Raw genomic sequence first — 18,406 nt, forward strand, 5'->3', positions numbered from 1 at the left:
CCCCAGGCCCGACCTTTGTATTTATGATTCGCCTGCTACCGCTGCTGCTTGTGTTGCTCTCGCCTTTTCTGGCTCCGGCCGCCCCGCCCCTGCCCGATTTCGCCAGCTACCCCATCTACCACGGCCCGGATTTGGGCCTGACCTGGCGCGGCAACCAGGCCACCCTGCGCGTGTGGGCTCCCACTGCCGAGGCACTGCACCTGAAGCTGTACGCCGCCGGCACCGGCGGCGCGGCCGTGGCCGACTACGCCATGACCAAAGCCCAGGAAGGCACCTGGACCTACGCGCTGCCTGCGGGTATTGGCGGCTTCTATACCGTGCAGGCCACCATTGCAGGCAAGAAGATGGCCGAAGTAGCCGACCCGTACGCGCACGCCGTGGGCATCAACGGCCTGCGCGGGGCCGTGTTCAACCCCGCCATTGCGCAGCCCGCCGGCTGGGACGCCGACCTGCGCCCGGCCCTGAAACAGACCACCGACATCGTGATTGGCGAAGTGCAGGTGCGCGACCTCACCATGCACCCGCAGTCGGGCGTGCGGCACAAGGGCAAGTTTCTGGGCGCGGCCCAGACCGGCACCCGCGGCCCCGACAACGTGAGCACCGGCTTCGACCACCTCGTGGAGCTCGGCCTGACCCACGTGCACCTGCTGCCCACCAACGATTTCGCCAGCATCGACGAGACCGCGCCCGCCCGCGCCAACCGCTACAACTGGGGCTACGACCCGCTGAACTACTCGGTGCCCGAAGGCTCGTACTCTACCGATGCCGCCAACCCGGCGGCCCGCATCCGCGAGTTCAAGCAGCTGGTGGAGAACCTGCACGGCGCGGGCCTGCGCGTGGTGCTCGACGTGGTGTACAACCACGTGGCCGATGCCGGCCGCAGCAATTTCGAGCAATTGGTGCCCGGCTATTATTTCCGCCACCAAGCCGATGGCAAGCTGAGCAACGCCACGGCCTGCGGCAACGAGGTAGCCTCGGAGCGGCCCATGGTGCGCAAGCTCATCGTGGAATCGGTGGCGTACTGGGCCCGCGAGTACCACGCCGACGGCTTCCGCTTCGACCTCATGGGCGTGCTCGACCTCGAAACCATGCGCGCCGTGCGCGTGGCCCTCGACCAGCAGGACCACAGCATTTTCATCTACGGCGAGGGCTGGACCGCCGGCCCCTCGCCCCTGCCCGAGGCCGAGCGCGCTGTGAAGGCCAACATTCTGAAAATCGACCGCATCGCGGCCTTCGGCGACGAGCTGCGCGACGGTGTGAAGGGCCACTACGCCCACCAGACCGAGCCCGGCTTCGCCAGCGGCCAGCCCGGCCTGGAGGAGAGCGTGAAGTTTGGCATTGTAGGCGCGACGCGCCATTCGCAGCTCGACTATGCCAAGGTGAACTACTCCAAAGCACCCTGGGCCAACGCCCCCAGCCAGGCCATCAACTACGTGGCCTGCCACGACGACCGGGTGCTCTGGGACAAGCTCTCGGTGTCGAACCCCACCGCTACCGAGGCCCAACTCATCAAGATGGACGTGCTGAGCAACACCATCGTCTTCACGTCGCAGGGCGTGCCGTTTCTGCCGGTCGGCGACGAGTTTCTGCGCACCAAGGGCGGCTCCTCGAACTCCTACAATCAGCCCGACAGCGTGAACCAGCTCGACTGGAGCCGCAAGGCGAAGTATGTGGCCGTGTACGAGTTCTACCGCAAGCTGCTGGGGCTGCGCCGCAACCATCCGGCCTTCCGCCTGCCTACCGCCGAGCTGGTGCAGCAGCACCTGGAGTTTCTGCCCGCCAAGCCCGGCGTTATCGCCTACCGCCTGAAAGACCACGCTGGCGGCGACGCCTGGCAAGACATCATCGTCATCTTCAACGGCAAGCGCACCGCCGATAGCCTCGCCCTGCCGCGCGACACCTACAAAGTAGTGCTGCGCGGCGACCAAATCAACGAAGAAGGCCTCGACGTGCTGGAAGTAACCAGCGGCGTGCAGCTGCCCGGCAACTCAGCGCTGATATTGGTGCCGATAAAGTAGCCTCCACTCCGTCTTGCGGCGGCTCATTCAAAGCGCACCCAGTCGATTTCAACCGCCGCGCCATTGCCTTGCGGCGCGACAAACAGCGCGTGCGTGCCGGACGCAGAAGTTGTCAGCGGCGCTTTTATATCCTGCCAGCCCCGGCCGGACGGCACCGTTACCCGCGCCAACACCGGGCCCCGGGGTCCGTCGAGGCGAATATATACCGTGGCCCCAGCGGCAGATACGGCTCGAAGCGTCACGGTTTTCAGCTTCGAGCCGCCAAACGCCACGCCGTTGTACTGCACCCAGCTTTGGGGGCCGGCCAGCACCGTTTTCCAGCCGCCGAATCGGTTGGCGGTGTCGAGGAAGGCAATGGAAGCGCCGCCGGGGCTGAGGCGGCTGTAGCGGTCGAGCTGATTTTTTTGCCGGGCGGCGGTCAGGCCCACACCGCGCAGGGTGGGCATCACCTTTCGGATGCGGCCGTCGGGCTCGAAAAACAGGCTGTCGAGCCGAATTGAACGGTTTTTATCGAACTGCGGCGACAGGTCGTTGTGATGATAGAACAGGTACCACTGCCGGTTGAACTCGATGATGGAGTGGTGGTTGGTCCAACAGCCGGTCGGCGATTCGTCCATGAACACGCCCTGCACCGTGAACGGGCCCAGCGGCGAGGCGCTGGTAGCATATTCCAGCCGCTCGGTTTTGTTGGCCACGTGCGGGTAGGTCAGGTAGTAGGTGCCGTTGCGCTCGAACACAAAAGGGCCTTCCTTCAGGCCTTTGGCCGGCAATTCGCCCAGGGTTTGCGGTGCGGTAGCCAGTTCCAGCATATTATCCTTGAGTTTGGCCCCGTAAATGTTGCCCTGCGACCAATAGAGGTAGGCCTGGCCGTCTTTATTAATAAAAACATTGGGGTCGATGCCGCGCACGTCGGCGATGGGCTGCGGCTGTGGCACAAAGGGGCCGGTGGGCTGGGTGGCCACGGCTACGCCAATGCGGAAGCCCTTACCGCCGGTGGTATCGCGGGGCGTGGCCGGAAAGTAGAAGTAGTAGTGGCCGTTGCGGAACACGCAGTCGGGCGCCCACATGGCGTAGCTGTCGGGCTGCACCCAGGGCACCTTGTTTTGCGTCACGATAACGCCGTGGTCGGTCCAGTCGGTGAGGTTGGCGGAGGAAAACACGTGGTAGTCTTCCATGCAAAACCAGCCGCTGCGCCCGCGTCCCGGTCCGCACCGAATATCGTGCGAGGGATACACATACACCCGCCCGTTGAACACGCGCGCCGTAGGGTCGGCGGTGAACTGATTGGTGATGAAAGGATTTTGGGCGTAGGCGCGGGGCAGCAGGAACAACGCCAGCACGGTTAGCCAAAAGGGAAATTTGCTCGGCATGAGTGGAAGCTTGGATAAAACAGACGGTCCTGCTGAGCTTGGCGAAGCATCTCTACCGCACAACTGACTACATTCGACTCAACGAAGCGGTAAAGATGCTTCGCCAAGCTCAGCAGGACGTGCTGGGACAGGCAGCACGCTACTTGCGGTACACAGGGTCGGCACCGCTATATTTCAGCCATTTGAAGGCGGCGGAATTAGTAGTCGGCTGGCCCGACGACGTTGCGTACATCCCAATGAGACAGCCAATGAAGCCGCCCGCCGTTTGCGTGCTCAGGAAGCGCGCATCCACTTTGTCCTTGAGCGTCGCCCAGGCTTTGCCGTTTTCGGAATAGCCGAAGCTGTAGGTATCGCCCACGGCTTGGATGCGCAACTGCATCTTCGCCGTGGCCGATTTCAGCGGAGCCTGGGCCAGCAGTTCCGGCTTGTTAGCGTCGTCGGTGCTTTTGAACAACTGGAGCACGGGCTTGCCCTCGGCCACCGATTTGGCGAGGAAGTAGAAGTGCTTTTCATCCTGAAAAACGACCAGGCCGGCTTGTTCATGGGCCGCTTTAGGCGCGAAAGTCAGCTCGGTTTCGGTGGTGCAATACTGGTGCTGCTGGCGCTTACCGATGAACGCCGGGTTGCCCAGACCGGCGCAGGTTTCAGGCTTCAACTTCAGGGTGAGGCCGTTGGCTTTGCTCAGCACAAAGCTGCTGCTGTCGACGGTGCGCAGGAAAAGCAGCGCGGGGGCGAGCTGCTGTTCGAAAGTGAGGGTGTAGGCGAAGTTGCCGCTCTGCGGCAAAGCGCCTTTCAGCTTCACCTCGGGGAAGTTGGCGCGGTAGCTATACTGCACGCCGTTGGGGCCGGGGTTTATCACGGGCCACTCGTCTTTCCAAACCACCGGCACGATAAACGTCTCGCGGCCGGTATTGTAGTGGTTGCCCTCGTAGGGCCGCACGGCCAGGAAAATGGCGTAGGTCTGCCCGTCAGGCCCCTGCACAAACTGCGCGTGTCCGGCCGAAGTAATTGGGTTGGGCCGGCCCGGCGGCAGCTCACGCTGCGACAGGATGGGGTTGTGCTCGTAGGGCACAAACGGCCCCCACGGCGACTTGCCCCGGAACACCACCTCGGTATGGTTAACGGAAGTGCCGCCCTCGGCCGCGTAGAGGTAGTACCAGCCGTTCCGCTGCATAATGTGCGGCCCCTCAATCCAAACCGGCTTTTTGCTGATGTCCACGCCGCCGTTCACCACGATTTTGGCCTCACCCACGGTTTGCAGCGTCGCGGGGTTCAGTTCAATCACCTTGATGGAGCGGTGGCCCGAATAGAGCGGCTTGTTTTCGGGCGGGTCGCTGTTGTACACCACGTAGGCCTTATCACCCTCGAAAAACAGCGAGGGGTCGATGCCCTTCACCTCGGGCAGAAAGGTAGGGTCGCTCCACGGGCCGGCGGGGTTCTTAGCCGTCACCACGAAATTGCCCCGGTGGTCAATCAGTGTGCAGGTGACGTAAAACGTGCCGTTGTGGTACTCGATGGCCGGCGCAAACAGGCCCCGCGTCATGCGGTCGCCCAGGAAATTCATCTGCGACGGCCGGCTGATGACGTTGCCCACCTGCTCCCAATTCTTCAGGTCGCGGCTGTGCATCACCGGAATGCCCGGGAAATACGAAAACGTGGAGTTGACTAGGTAGTAATCCTTATCGACTTTCACGATGCTGGGGTCGGGATAGAAGCCCGTCAGAATGGGGTTGACCAGGTTAATCGATTGTGCAGAAAGCGCCGAAACGCGGAGCAGGGCGGCGGCGAGAAACAGGAAGAACTTTGGTTTCATGTGTGTTAAGCAGGGCATGCCGTTGGAGAAATTGCGGGCCGCAGGCAGGCAGTAGCGCGGACTTTGCAGTCTGCGGCATTGAGTGTGCCGCTAAGCTGCTCCAACTCGCGGACTACAAAGTCCGGGCTACTGCGCTCCGGCGTTGCCTTTGCCGGCCGCCGTTTCGGGCGGGCCGAGGTAGCTGGCGGGCAACGCACCCGAGCTCACCACCAGTTTTTCGAGCACCACGCCGGGGTCGACGCGCCAGAACTTGAGCACGTGCGGGCCGGCGGCCGCTATGGAATGCTGCGAGGTTTTGAGGATGATGTTGTTGGCCACGGCCTGCTCCCAGCCCTTCCGGCCATTTTCGGGGTCAAGGTCGGCGTTCAGGTTAACGATTTGCGGGGCTTCATCGTCAACCGACACAGCGTAGCGCAGGCCGGTGGTATTGGTAAAATCCAGCGTGGGGGCCAGGTAGGTGCTCACCGTAAGCGGGCCGGCCTGGGCCAGATTGAAGCGGTACTCCAGGTGCGGGTTGCTGCCGCCCGGCGCGGCAGTGGGCGCGGCCGTGACGGGGAACGTGGTAACCGCGCCTAGGGTGCGGCCCAAATCCGGCAAACGCTGCCAGGTAATCGCGCCGGCATTCACGGCCCGGCTGTAGTGCTCGGCTTCGATGGAAACGTAAGCCGCAGCAGCGGCCGGCGCTACCGGCGCAGCCGCCGGCGTAGCGGCGGCCCCGGCGGGCAGCGTCACCACCTCGGGCATCTTGTCCGCATCCGGCTGCTGCCAATAGGTGTAGCCGATGTGCGTCTGGTCCATCATGTGGTTCCATTTGCCGCCGGCCAGGGCGTGGTAGCGCTTCGACAGTTCGGCATCGCGGGCAAACAGGGCCCGGGCTTTTTCGGCCAGGGCATTGGTGGTGGGCTGGTTGGTTTTGGCGGCCTCGCGGTTCAGGGCCACGGTGTAGTACAGCTCGTTGAGGTTGGCGCAGGCCAGCACCGGGTGCAGCACCAGCTCGAAGTAGGCGTCGCGGGCGGCGGCGGGCAGTTGTTGGTTGATGGCTTCGGCGCGGGTGGCGAGGGCCTGGTAGTCGGCGACCACCGTGGCCCATTCGCCGGTGGCCAGGCTGTAGGTGCTGGCGTCGAGCAGCTCGGGCTTGCGGCGGGCGTTGTACTTGGCGTACTTGGCCAGAATATCGGCAATATCGGCCGCGTGGGCGGGCCCAAACTGCTGGCTGGCCCAGCGCCGGGTGTAGGCCGCCACGCCGTCGGCCGAAATCGCGTCGGGGTTCCAGGCGTAATCCAGAAAGAAGCTGATGGGCAGTTCCATGGGCTTGAGGTCGCCCACGTTCACCACCCAAATCTGGTTGGCGCCGTAGGCATGGGCCAGGTGCATTTGCTCCCAGATGCGCGGCAGCGGGTTCGTGTTCAGCCACTTGTAGTTGCGCGGCCCGCCCACGTAGTCGAAGTGGTAGTAGATGCCGTAGCCGCCCCGGCGCGGCTTGTCGCTCAGCTTGGGCAGCTTGCGGAGGTTACCCCAGTTGTCGTCGCACAGCAGCAGGGTCACGTCGTCGGGCACGCGCATGCCCTTGTCGTAGTATTCCTGCACTTCCTTGTAGAGGGCCCACATCTGGGGCGTCTGGTCGGCGGGCTTGTGGGTTTCTTCGGCGATAATCTGGCGCTGGTCGGCCACGATTTTTTCGAGCAGCGCGGTGTTGCTTTCCCGGCTCATGGGCTCGTCGCCATCGCCGCGCATGCCCACGGTCACGATGTTTTCGCGGGTGCCCATGCGCCGCATGCCGCCGCGCCAGAAGCGCCGAAGGGTGGTGTCGTTGGTCTGGTAGTTCCAGGGGCCGTGGCCCGCTTTCTTCCATTCCTCGTGCGCTCGCGTCAGCGGCTCGTGGTGCGAGGTGCCCATCACGACGCCGTACTCGTCGGCCAGCTCGGGGTTCAGCGGGTCGTCCACGTTGAACATGTTGCCCCACATGGCCGGCCACAGGTAGTTGCCCCGCAGCCGCAGAATCAGCTCGAACATGTGGGTGTACATCTTCGAATTCACACCCCCGAATTTCTCCTTGCTCCAGCCCGACAGCGCGGGCGCCTCGTCGTTGATAAAAATGCCGCGGTACTTTACCTTGGGCTCGCCCAACGAGTGGCGGCCGGCTGGAATCAGCAGCTTGGTTTGCGGCTTCACCGGCACGTCGGCCCACCAGTACCAAGGCGACACGCCAATCTGCTGCGAGAGGTCATAGATGCCGTAAATCGTGCCGCGCTTGTCGCTGCCGGCGATAACAAGTGCCCGCGCCACGCCCGGCATGGGGTTCTCCACCACCTGCCGCACAAACACTTCCCACCGCCCCGCCACCGCCGAAACGTTGAGTTTCTTCTGCTGCACCAACGCGTCAATCAGCGGGCTTTTGCCGAGCGTACCGATGAAGACGACTTCCTTGCCGGCCGGCCTGGCGGTGCTGAAAGCAGGCGTAAGCTTGGTCACGCGTTGCACGTCGGCCTGCAGGTCGTGGGCGGCGCGGAGCACGCTGGGCCAGTCGGTGGCGCTAGCGTAGATGGTGGCGGTGCGGCCGCCAGCGGCGAGGGGGAAATTGGCAGCCGGCTTGGTTTGGGCTCGTGCGCCGACGTTGGCCAACAGCAAGGCCATTATCAACAGCACCCAAAGCGGTAGAATTCTGGTCGTTTTCATGGCTGATGTAGAGACGCGACACTTCGCGTCTCGTCGTTGGACGATTACTCGAGCGGTTATCGAATGGCGCGGACGCAGAGACGCGAAGTGTCGCGTCTCTACACCGTTCTGCTTCAAAACTTCACTACTTCGTAAAACGCTTTTTTGGGCTTCAGTTGCTGGTCGAACAGCAGCGGGTAGTTTTTGCGGCCGGCCACCGGGTAGGTATCCAGCCAGGTGTATTTGTCGGAAATATTCCAAAACGTAACGCCGGTGATGACTTTGGGATAGTCACGGAACACTTTGAAAAACATGCGGTACTGTTCGGCCTGCCGCTGCTGCATCTCGGACGTGTAGGCATCCGACTCGTCGGGCCGACGAGCGCGCTTCTCTTTCTCCCACGGATACACCGACACGTCCAGTTCAGTAATCTGCACCTGCAAGCCCAGCGAGGCAAACCGTTCAATCGTAGTCCGCAGCTCCTTCTCCGAAGGCTCCTGCAACGACCAGTGCCCCTGCAAGCCTACGCCGTGCACGGGCACTTTCGCGTCTTTCAGTTGCTTGAGGAGCTTGTACACGCGCTCCATTTTCTCGGGCCGCTCGGTGTTGTAGTCGTTGTAGAAGAGCACCGCCTTGGGGTCGGCCGCGTGGGCGTAGCGGAAGGCTTCGGCAATAAAGTCCTCACCGCAGATTTTCAGCCACTCCGAGTTGCGCAGAAACTCCTGCGGGTTGTCGGCAATGGCCTCATTCACCACGTCCCAGGCGTACAGCTTGCCTTTGTAGCGCTTCACCACCGTGTCGATGTGGTCGTGCAGGCGTTTCAGCAGGCGGGCTTTGCTCACGGTGCTGCCGTCGGGGTTTCGGAACAGCCACCGGGGCGTCTGCTCGTGCCAGCACAGGTTGTGGCCGCGCACCCGCTGCTGGTGCGCCTGCGCAAAGCTCACAATTGCATCAGCATCGTTCCAGAAATACCGGGTCGAGTCCGGATGAATCGGCCCCATCTTCATCGCATTCTCCGGCGTCAGGCTGTTGAACTGCTGCAGAATCAGCGCCGCTTCCGGCCCCTTCAGCGCCGACGGGCCTACGGCCACGCCAACCGGGAAAAACGCTTTATAATAGTCCTTGAGGCCTTTTTCGGCCGGTGGAGTTTGGCTGCCCGCTAAGGGAGCGCACGCCAGCAACAGGGCCGCAATGGGTAGCCTGATTTTCATAGTTAAATGGAGGAATGGCTACGGGAGAAAAGCCGGTGATGAAGCGCCCCGGCCGCCGGGCCACTGGCCCAGCGCGGGCGGCGGGCCCGCTCACCATTCGAGCCCGCCACCTCGCCGAGGCGCTTCCAATCCGGGCGGGCGTTGCAGCGTCCGGCCGGCACCGTGTTCAGGTAAAACGTCCCCGGCCAGCCGCGTTTCTGTTCCCACCATTGGGCGGCCGGCCGGTTTCGTTTTTAATTATTCAAGCAAAAAAGCCCGTCATGCAGAGCGCAGCGAAGCATCTCGCGTGCGCAATGCAATTCAATCGAAAGGATTAGTTACAGCACGCGAGATGCTTCGCTGCGCTCTGCATGACGGGCTGACAAATCTAGATTCAACCTAGATGTACTGGTTAATAATGCTTTCCAGCCACTCCTGCTTGCCGCTTTTCGGCGTGGGCTCGCCCGATTTGTGGGCGATGGTGCGCAGGTCTTCCAGCGTGAGCTGGCCGGCGGCAAAGGCCTTGCCCTCACCCGAATCGAACGAGGCGTAGCGCTCCTGGCGGAACTTGCGGTAGGCCGACTTTTCGAGAATGGCATCGGCCGTGACGAGGGCGCGGGCGAAGGTGTCCATGCCGGCGATGTGGGCGATGAAAATGTCCTCCAAATCGGTCGAGTTGCGGCGGGTTTTGGCGTCGAAGTTGATGCCGCCCTGCGTGATGCCACCGGCCTCCAGGATGATGAGCATGCTCTCCGTCAGCTCGTTGAGGTTGTTGGGAAACTGGTCGGTGTCCCAGCCGTTCTGGTAGTCGCCGCGGTTGGCGTCCATGCTGCCGAGCATGCCGGCGTCGGCGGCCACCTGCAGTTCGTGCTGGAAGGTGTGGCCGGCCAGCGTGGCGTGGTTCACCTCCAGGTTCAGCTGGAAATCGTCCTGCAGGCCGTGCTCGCGCAGGAAGCCGATGACGGTGGCAGCGTCGAAGTCGTACTGGTGCTTGGTGGGCTCGGCCGGCTTGGGCTCGATGAAGAACTTGCCGGTGAAGCCCTGCTGGCGGGCGTAGTCGCGGGCCATGGTCAGGAAGCGGGCCATATGGGCCTGCTCGCGCTTCATGTCGGTGTTCAGCAGAGTCATGTAACCCTCGCGGCCGCCCCAGAACACGTAGTTCTCGCCGCCCAGTGCAATGGTCGCGTCAATAGCATTCTTGACCTGCGTGCCGGCGTGGGCCACTACCTGAAAGTCGGGGTTGGTGCTGGCGCCGTTCATGTAACGCGGGTTCGAAAACACGTTGGCCGTGCCCCAGAGCAGCTTCACGCCGCTTTCCTGCTGGTGCTGCTTCACGTAGTCGACGATGGTGGCAAGGTTGCGCTCGTACTCGGCCAGCGAGTTGCCTTCGTCCACGAGGTCGATGTCGTGGAAGCAGTAGTAGGGCGTGCCGAGCTTGGTGAAGAACTCAAACGCGGCGTCGGCCTTGTCCTTGGCGCGGCCCACAATTTCGTGGTGCGAGTCCCAGGCGAAGTTCTTGGTGCCGGGGCCAAACGGGTCGCCGCCGGTGCCCACAAACGTATGCCAGTAGGCCGTGGCGAAGCGCAGGTACTCCTTCATGGTCTTGCCGGCCACCACGCGGTTTTCGTCGTACCATTTGAAGGCGAGCGGGTTATCCGACTCGCGGCCTTCGTACTTGATGGGCTCGATGCCCGTGAAAAATTCGGTTTTGGAGAGCGTGGGGCTAGACATATGCGGGGGTGGTATGGGGGTTGAGAATCTGTTGGGTAAGGGCCTCGAGCCAGCGGCCGTAGGCGGTTTGGTATTGGGCTTGGAGTTCGGGGTCAGGTTTTAGGGTCAGAATGCGTTCGAGGCTGCCGAAGGCGTCGGCCGGCGTGGCGTACACGCCCGCGCCGATGCCCGCGCCGCGCGCCGCGCCCTGGGCCGCGTCGGTGTTGTAAAGCTCCAGCGTCACGTTGCCGGTGTTCACGAAGGCTTCGCGGAACACCGGGCTCAGGAACATGTTGGCGTTGCCGGCGCGCACGGTGTGCATCGGCACACCCATTTGCCGCATGATGTCCATGCCGTAAATCAGGGCGAACACGATGCCTTCCTGGCCGGCGCGCAGCAGGTGGGCGCGGGTGTGGATGTTGAGGTTGAGGCCCAGCAAGGCCGCGTCGGTGGGGCGGTTTTCGAGGATACGCTCGGCGCCGTTGCCGAAAGGCAGAAACTGCAGGCCAGCCGCGCCGATGGGCGCGGTGGCGGCCAGACGGTTCATCTCGTCGTAGGGCAGCTCGCCCACCATTTTGCGCAGCCAACTGTTGAGAATGCCGGTGCCGTTCATGCACATCAGCACGCCGTTGCGGGGCTGGGAGGCGGTGCTGTTCACGTGCACGAAGGCGTTCACGCGCGAGGCCGGGTCCGAGGCCGGCGCGTCGGTCACGCCGTACACCACGCCGCTCGTGCCGCCGGTGGCCGCGATTTCGCCGGGCTCCAGCACGTTGAGGGAGAAGGCGTTGTTGGGTTGGTCGCCGGCCCGGTAGCTGATGGGCGTGCCGGCCGCGAGGCCCAGTTCGCCTGCGGCTTCGGCACTCAAGCGGCCCTGCACCGCAAAGGTATCTACCTCCTCGGGCAGCAAATCGGCGCTGATGCCGTAGTAATCAAGAAGCTCCTGGGCCACGGCCTGCTGCCGGAAGTTCCAGAATACTCCTTCCGACAAACCCGAAACCGTGGTTTGCAGCTGGCCCGTGAGCTTAAAGGCGATGTAATCGCCGGGCAGCTGAATCTTGTGAATCTGCGCATAAACCTCGGGCTCGTTCTCCCGCACCCATTTCAATTTGGAGGCGGTAAAGTTGCCAGGCGAGTTCAGGAAGTTTTCGAGGCAATGGCCCTCGCCCAGCTCGGCAAAAGCTTGGTTGCCGATTTCCACCGCCCGGCTATCGCACCAGATGATGGCCGGGCGCAGCACCGCGCCATCGTGGCCGACTAGCACGAGGCCGTGCATCTGATAGGTGATGCCGATGCCGGCCACCAGCGCGGGGTCAAAGCCGGGCGTGACGCGCAGCTCGGCGGTGGCGTTCTGCACTTCCTGCCACCACCGGTTGGGGTCCTGCTCGGCCCAGCCCGCCTGGGGCACGCTGATTTCCATCTCCTGCCGTGGCGAGGTAGCCGAGGCCACGGCCTGGCCGGTGGCAATGTCGAGCAGCGAAGCTTTGATGGAAGAGCTACCGATGTCGTAGCCAATGAGGTATTTCATATTTTCAGGAGGATATCTGAACGTCATGCAGAGCGCAGCGAAGCATTTCGCGTGCTTCGTTGTATCGGCATTGATTAGTGGTGGCGGGCAAGATGCTTCGCTGCGCTCTGCATGACGTTCTTATTTTAACTGTTACTACTTAACTGTTAGCACTATCGAAGCCGCCGGACTAGCCCCCAACGCCACGCTGCGGGCCGACGGCAGCGCGCCGCCCACCCATACTTTTACGGGCCCGGAGGCATTCACCGCCCGCCCTTTGGCATCAATCAGCGCCAGCATTTCCGGCGTGAGGGTGAACTTGACGGTGGTGCTGGCGCCCGGCGCGAGCCTCACCCGCTGGAAGCCTTTGAGGGCGAACAGCGGCGTTTGGGTGCCGGCTTTAGGCGGGTGCGTGAGGTAGAGCTGCACCACTTCTTCCCCTTCCACTTTGCCGGAGTTGGTGACGGTGGCCGTCACTTCAACCGGCTTGTTGCGGGCGACTTTGGCGCTGGCCAGCTTCACCGAAGGGTAGGTGAACTTGGCGTAGCTTAGACCGTAGCCGAAGGGGTACATGGGCTCGGCGGCGAGGTAGCGGTAGGTGCGGCCGGCCATGTGGTAGTCCTCGTAGGCGGGCAGTTGGTCGAGGCTTTTCGGGAAGGTGATGGGCAGCTTGCCCGAAGGCGACACCTTGCCGAACACCACATCAGCTACAGCATTGCCGCCTTCCTCGCCGGGGTACCAGGCCAGCACCACGGCGTCGCAGAGCTCGTGCACTTCGGCCAGGTTCATGGGGCTGCCGCCGGTGATGATGGCGATAATGGGCTTGTCGTTCTTTTCGCGCAGCTTCTTTAAGAAGTCAATCTGGTTCTTGGGCAGGTTGTAGTCGAGGCGGTCGCCGAAGGTGGGCGAGGCGATGGATTCGCCTTCCTCCCCTTCCAGCAGGCCGTTGATGCCCAGCACCACGAACGTGGCATCCACGGTGCGGGCGGTGCCGCTCACCCAGTCGATGCCGTTGGTATTCGGCCTATCCAGCATGGCCCCGATGCGGTACTGCATCTGCGAGCCGGGCTGCACGCCGCCCACTAGGCCTTCGAGGATGGTTTTCATCTCCGGGTTCACGCCGTAGTAGTTGCCAAGCAGGGCATCGAGGTTAGCGGCGTTGGGGCCGGTCACGAAGTACTTGGGCAGGTCGTTGCGCAGGGGCAGCACGCCGTTGTTTTTCAGCAGCACGATGGACTTTTGGGCGGCTTCGCGGGCCAGCGCCCGGTGCTGGGCGCTGTTGATTACTTCGGGGCCGAGCTTGTCGTAGGGACTGCTGCCGCGCGGGTCGAGCAGGCCGAGCTTGAACTTCGTGCGCAACAGAATGGCCAGCGAGCTATCCATTTTAGCTTCGGTGGTGAGGCCCAGCTTCACGGCTTCGGGCAGGCTGGGGTATACGCTGCCGCAGTTCAGGTTCACGCCGCGCTCCAGGGCCAGGGCGGCGGCTTCGGCGGGCGTTTTCACCACCTTGTGGCCCTGGTAGAAGTCGACCAGCGCCCAGCAGTCGCTCACGATGTGGCCTTTGAAGCCCCACTGCTGGCGCAGCACGTCGTGCAGCAGGTATTGGTTGCCGCAGCAGGGCTCGCCGTTGGTAGCGTTGTAGGCGCACATCACGGCCTCCACTTTGGCATCGACCAGTTGGTGGAAGGCCGGCAGGTAGGTTTCCTGCAAATCCTGGGGCGTGGCCTGGGCGTTGAACTCGTGGCGTAGCTTTTCGGGGCCGCTGTGCACGGCGAAGTGCTTGGCGCAGGCGGCAGTTTTCAAATGCAGCGGGTCGTCGCCCTGCAGGCCCTGCACGAAGGCCACGCCCATGCGCCCGGTGAGCGTGGGGTCTTCGCCGTAGGTTTCCTGGCCGCGGCCCCAGCGCGGGTCGCGGAAGATGTTGATGTTGGGCGTCCAGAACGTGAGGCCGCCGTACTGCTGGTGGTAGCCCTTGGCCACGGCCGCGTTGTAGGAGGCACGGGCTTCGTCGGAAATGGCGGTGGCCACGCGCTTGGCCAGGTCGGCATCAAACGTAGCGCCCAGCCCGATGGCCTGCGGGAATACCGTGGCCGCGCCGGCCCGGCCCACGCCGTGCAGGGCCTCGTTCCACCAGTTGTAGGCCGGAATGCCCAGCCGCTCGATGGCCTTGCTGTTGTACATCATCTGGTCAGCTTTCTCCTCGATAGTCAGTTTGGAGATGAGGTCGTTGACGCGAGCGTTGATGGGTTTGGTGGGGTCGAGGAAAAGCGCCTTGGTTTGGGCGGCCGCAGGTTGGGCGCTGAATAAAAAGGCCAGCAACCAGACGTGACGCCTCACCCCCCGGCCCCCTCTCCGGTGGAGAGGGGAAGCCAGACGACTTTCACACACGTCCGCACATGTCCGGTGTCCCCTCTCCACCGGAGAGGGGGTCAGGGGGTGAGGCCCCGCGCCGGAACGATAAAAGAGTTTAAAGAAGCGCATTAGCAGCCGTGGTGAAAGTGGAGGCCGGCAGGCCCTCCTTGTTATATAGGTTGGCGCCTTCGGGGTTGTCGGCCCAGGCGTAGCGCACCACGGTGGGCTTAGCCACCTGCTCGCTCCAGACCACCACCTTGTTGCCCTCAATCTTCGCCTGGGCCCACACGAACTTCTTGTCGGGCCCGGCCACAGCGAAGCCTTTCAGCTCGCCCCCGCCCTTAGCCACCAGGCCGCCGCCGATGCTGGTGAAACTCAGCGTGACTTTGTTGCCAGCGGTTTGCATGGACTGGTACAGCGGGCCGGATGCGACCAGCTTGCTCTCACCGTAGGCCACTTTCCCGGCGGCCAGGGCCAGGCGGTGGCCGGGCGTCTGCTTATCGAGCGGGTGAATGTCGTTCCACTCGCCCACGTCGAGCAGCACGGCCATGCCGGTGCGGGGCAGCGCCAGCCCGCGCCGCTGCACGTCGCGTACTTCAGCCCAGCCGCTTTCCGCCGGCTCTTTTTTCGCAGCCATAAAATTGGGCAGCTGCGCGTAGATAAAGGGCAGATTGTGCTGCTGAAATTGCCGGCGCCAGTCGGTTATCATGCCGTTGAACAAGGCCTGGTAATCGCCCGTGCGGCCCGCGTTCGATTCGCCCTGGTACCAGAGCACGCCCTTGATGGCGTAGGGCAGCACCGGCGCAATCATGCCGTTGAACAAGCCGCCAGGCTGGTACTGAAACGTGGTCGAGCCCGGCGTGGGCGGCATCGTCGCGCCCAGCTGGTACTGCCAGGGACCGCGCAAATCCAGCGTCTGGCCGCCGGCCGTGAGTTCATATTTCTTGTCTTTCGTGAAGCCGCCGCGCCCGCCGTTGCTAATGAGGCGCACGGTAATGATATTCTTTCCGGGCTTCAATACCTCCGGCCCGAAATCGTACTTGCGGGGCGGGTACTGGTAGCCGGTGCTGCCCACCAGCTTGCCATTGATGTAAGTCGAGTCAGCATCGACAAGGGTGCCCAGCTCCAGGCGGGCGGGCTTACCCACCATGCTGGCCGGCACCTCCACTTCCTTGCGGAACCACACCACGCCGTTCACCGCGCCCAGCTCGCCATCGGCCCAGTAGCCGGGCACCGTCATGGTTTTCCAGCCGTTGGCCGCGTAAGTGGGGGCGTACCAGGGCATCTGGCCGGGCGCTTCGCCCTTATCGGCCTGGTGCAGCTGGCGGTACCAGCTGCCGATGGCGGCCTGCTCCTTCTGCTTGATGCCGACCACGGCGGCGCTGTCGCGGTAGGGCGCCACCTGCTGCTCGTACTTTGGAAACTGCTTTAACGCGTCGGCGCTCAGCCAGGCTTCAGCCGGCGAGCCGCCCACGGCATCCTTGATGATGCCGACCGGGACGTGGTATTTGGCGTTGATTTCCTTGGCGAAGAAATAGGCCACACCGGAGAATTTTAGCACGGTCTGCGGGTCGGCGGCAATCCACTGGCCGCCGGTCAGGTCGGCTCGGGGGCCGGTGAAGGCGTAGCTCATCGGCACCTCGTACTGCCGGATTTGCGGGTTGGCGGCCTGGGCAATTACGTCGGGGTATTTGTCGCGCAGGCGGCTCATGGGCGTTTCCATGTTCGACTGGCCCGAGCACAGCCACACGTCGCCCACCAGAATATCCTTCAACGCAATAGCATTGCTGGCCTTGATGTCGAGGGTGTAAGGGCCGCCGGCGGGCTGGGCCGGCAGCGCGATGCGCCACTGGCCATCGGGGCCGGTGGTGGCGCGGTAGGTTTTCGCCCGAAACGTCACCGCGACCTCCTCCCCCGCTTTCGCCCAGCCCCAGATGCGCACCGGCGCGTCGCGCTGCAGCACCATGCCGTTGCTCACCAGCTTCGGCAGGCGCACCTGGGCCGTGGCTGGCGCGGCGGCCAGCAGCCCGGCCACGGCGGCCAGCAGCAACGCGCGGCCGGGCTGGCAGCCCCACGAAGGCAGCTCTTGCGACAAGCTCAGAATAGGCAGACGAGGCATCGGAGATTAGTAAGTGTAGAGTTTGACGTGCTGAATGGCGTACTCGCCGCCGGGTACGCGCACGTGGCGGCCCTGGTGGTCCTGGTCGCCGTTCATGCGGCGGCCGGGCACCCATTTTTCGTTTTCAAAATGGCCTTCGTCTACGCTGATATAGCCGGCGCGCTGGCCTTTGGCAGTAGGCTCGGCGGTGAGGACCAGGCCGGTGCCGACGACATAAAACTCGTCGGGTGCCACGGCGATAATGAGGCCGCCGCCGGGGTTCCAGGTGGCCTTTTTTGCGCCCAGCGACCAGCCCAGCGTGAACTCATGCTTCGCCGTGAAGCGGTAGTTGCCTAGTGTGAAGCTGCTGGCGGCCGAGTCTTTTTGCAGCAGGAAACCCCGCACCTGCCCGGCCGGCTGGTATTGCCCCAGCAGCGGGCTCACCTGTTGCAGCAGGTCGTAGGCCCGGCCGATGGGCGCGGCCTTTAGCGTGTCGCTGCCTTCGATGGCGAAGGGCGAAAACGCCAGGCAGTTGTAGTGGCCGAGCGCGAAAAATGCCTTGGCATCCACGCCGTCTTCGAAACGGTGCTCGGGGATGAACAGCGGGTTGCCGCCCCGGGTGTAGAGGTCGCACCAGTGCTGGAAATCGGGGTTGTAGAAATCGGGCGCCAGTAAATCGAGGCTGGGGGCGGCGGCCAGCCACACGTCCATTACGTGGGGCAGCGGGCCGGCGCTGGGGTACTTGCCGGGGGCCACGCCGGAGCGGTTCAGGGCCGCGTTCACGTACATGGGCAGCGGATAGGAGGCTTTGCCGGCGGCGGCCACCGCGTTGGTGTAGGCGGCGAAATACCAGGCCATGAAAATCTCGTCGGTGGCCAGGCTCTTGCCGAAAACTTCTTCCCAGGTGCCCTTGGTTTTGGCCCCCTGCCGCTGCCAGATGGCCGCGAACTCGGGTTTCAGGCTCTTCTTTTCGCGTTGCAGATAAGTGAGCAGCGCAGCCGGCACTGGCTGCCGGAAAGCGGCGTTAGCCTGCGCATCGTAGCTGCGGGCGGTGGGCAGCATGCCGATTTCGTTTTCGACCTGCACCGTGATGACGGTGTGCTGCCCATCGGTGGCCTTGAGGTGCTGCATGAGCTGCCCGAAGGCTTTGCGGTCGGCCTCTAGGTTGCGGGGCTCGAAGGGCGTCATGATTTCCTGCGGCACGCCCTGCTCATCCTGCACGCGGGGGAAGCGCTTCAGGTCGGTTTTCACCCAGGCCGGGGCGTAGCACGACATGCTGTTTTTCCAGGCCCCGAACCAGAGCAGCACCAGTTTCATTTGGTGCTTGCGGGCGTCGCGCAACAGGTCGTCCACCAGCGCGAAGTCGAACTTGCCTTCCTGCGGTTCCAGCAGCTCCCAATACACCGGCGCAATCACCGTGTTGAGGTGCATGGCCTTCAGCTTGGGCCACACCGGCTGCATGTACGCCGTGCTGGAGGCGGTGGAGTTACCCAGCTCGCCGCCCAGCACGAAGTAGGGCTTGCCATCAACTAGTAATTGGGTGCTCGGGCCGGTCTTCACCAGGCGCGGCAGGCTGCCCGCCACCGGCTGCGCGCGGGCCGCGAAGGCCAGCGCCAGCATCAGGCAAAGCAGGAGGAGTTTGGGTTGCAAGAAGGAAGGGGTAAGGAGTGGGAGAAATAAATAAGACTGTCATGCT

General features: G+C 63.4%; 10 protein-coding genes. 1 reads left to right on the forward strand and 9 read right to left on the reverse strand.

Annotated features, from left to right (window positions below; genetic code table 11):
* Positions 1-23 precede the first annotated feature (23 nt).
* A complete protein-coding gene (gene pulA / locus MON38_RS02125; protein ID WP_241934479.1) occupies positions 24-2,018 on the forward strand; it encodes a type I pullulanase in 1,995 nt (664 codons plus the stop codon).
* A gap of 23 nt (positions 2,019-2,041) precedes the next feature.
* On the opposite strand, the gene MON38_RS02130 is transcribed toward pulA, so the two are convergent.
* The 9 genes from MON38_RS02130 to MON38_RS02170 all read right to left on the reverse strand — a co-directional run bounded on the left by MON38_RS02130 (position 2,042) and on the right by MON38_RS02170 (position 18,360).
* Entirely contained in the window at positions 2,042-3,388 is a 1,347-nt protein-coding gene (locus MON38_RS02130) for a family 43 glycosylhydrolase (protein ID WP_241934480.1), read from the reverse strand.
* 139 nt (positions 3,389-3,527) lie between these two features.
* Positions 3,528-5,201 carry a glycoside hydrolase family 43 protein gene (locus MON38_RS02135; protein ID WP_241934481.1) on the reverse strand — a complete coding sequence of 558 codons (1,674 nt, stop codon included), beginning with the start codon at positions 5,199-5,201 and terminating at the stop codon, positions 3,528-3,530.
* Between the two features lie 126 nt (positions 5,202-5,327).
* Entirely contained in the window at positions 5,328-7,877 is a 2,550-nt protein-coding gene (locus MON38_RS02140) for a glycosyl hydrolase 115 family protein (RefSeq protein WP_241934482.1), read from the reverse strand.
* 113 nt (positions 7,878-7,990) lie between these two features.
* The gene (locus MON38_RS02145) at positions 7,991-9,067 is read right to left on the reverse strand and encodes an endo-1,4-beta-xylanase (protein ID WP_241934483.1); all 1,077 of its coding nucleotides are present in this window, start codon (positions 9,065-9,067) and stop codon (positions 7,991-7,993) included.
* 378 nt (positions 9,068-9,445) lie between these two features.
* Entirely contained in the window at positions 9,446-10,777 is a 1,332-nt protein-coding gene (xylA, locus tag MON38_RS02150) for a xylose isomerase (protein WP_241934484.1), read from the reverse strand.
* Positions 10,770-12,281: a xylulokinase gene (locus MON38_RS02155; RefSeq protein ID WP_241934485.1), complete on the reverse strand. Its 1,512-nt coding sequence runs from the start codon at positions 12,279-12,281 to the stop codon at positions 10,770-10,772. The genes xylA and MON38_RS02155 overlap by 8 nt, the downstream gene beginning before the upstream one ends.
* Before the next feature lie 135 nt (positions 12,282-12,416).
* On the reverse strand, positions 12,417-14,579 hold the full coding sequence (locus tag MON38_RS02160) for a glycoside hydrolase family 3 N-terminal domain-containing protein (RefSeq protein ID WP_241934486.1): 2,163 nt from the start codon (positions 14,577-14,579) through the stop codon (positions 12,417-12,419).
* A 148-nt stretch (positions 14,580-14,727) separates the two neighbouring features.
* Complete coding sequence (locus tag MON38_RS02165) at positions 14,728-16,731, reverse strand: sialate O-acetylesterase (RefSeq protein WP_241934487.1); 2,004 nt, start codon at positions 16,729-16,731, stop codon at positions 14,728-14,730.
* Between the two features lie 6 nt (positions 16,732-16,737).
* Positions 16,738-18,360: a GH35 family beta-galactosidase gene (locus MON38_RS02170; protein WP_241934488.1), complete on the reverse strand. Its 1,623-nt coding sequence runs from the start codon at positions 18,358-18,360 to the stop codon at positions 16,738-16,740.
* Positions 18,361-18,406 lie beyond the last annotated feature (46 nt).

This window comes from Hymenobacter cyanobacteriorum, from assembly GCF_022631375.1.
Lineage (GTDB): Bacteria > Bacteroidota > Bacteroidia > Cytophagales > Hymenobacteraceae > Hymenobacter > Hymenobacter cyanobacteriorum.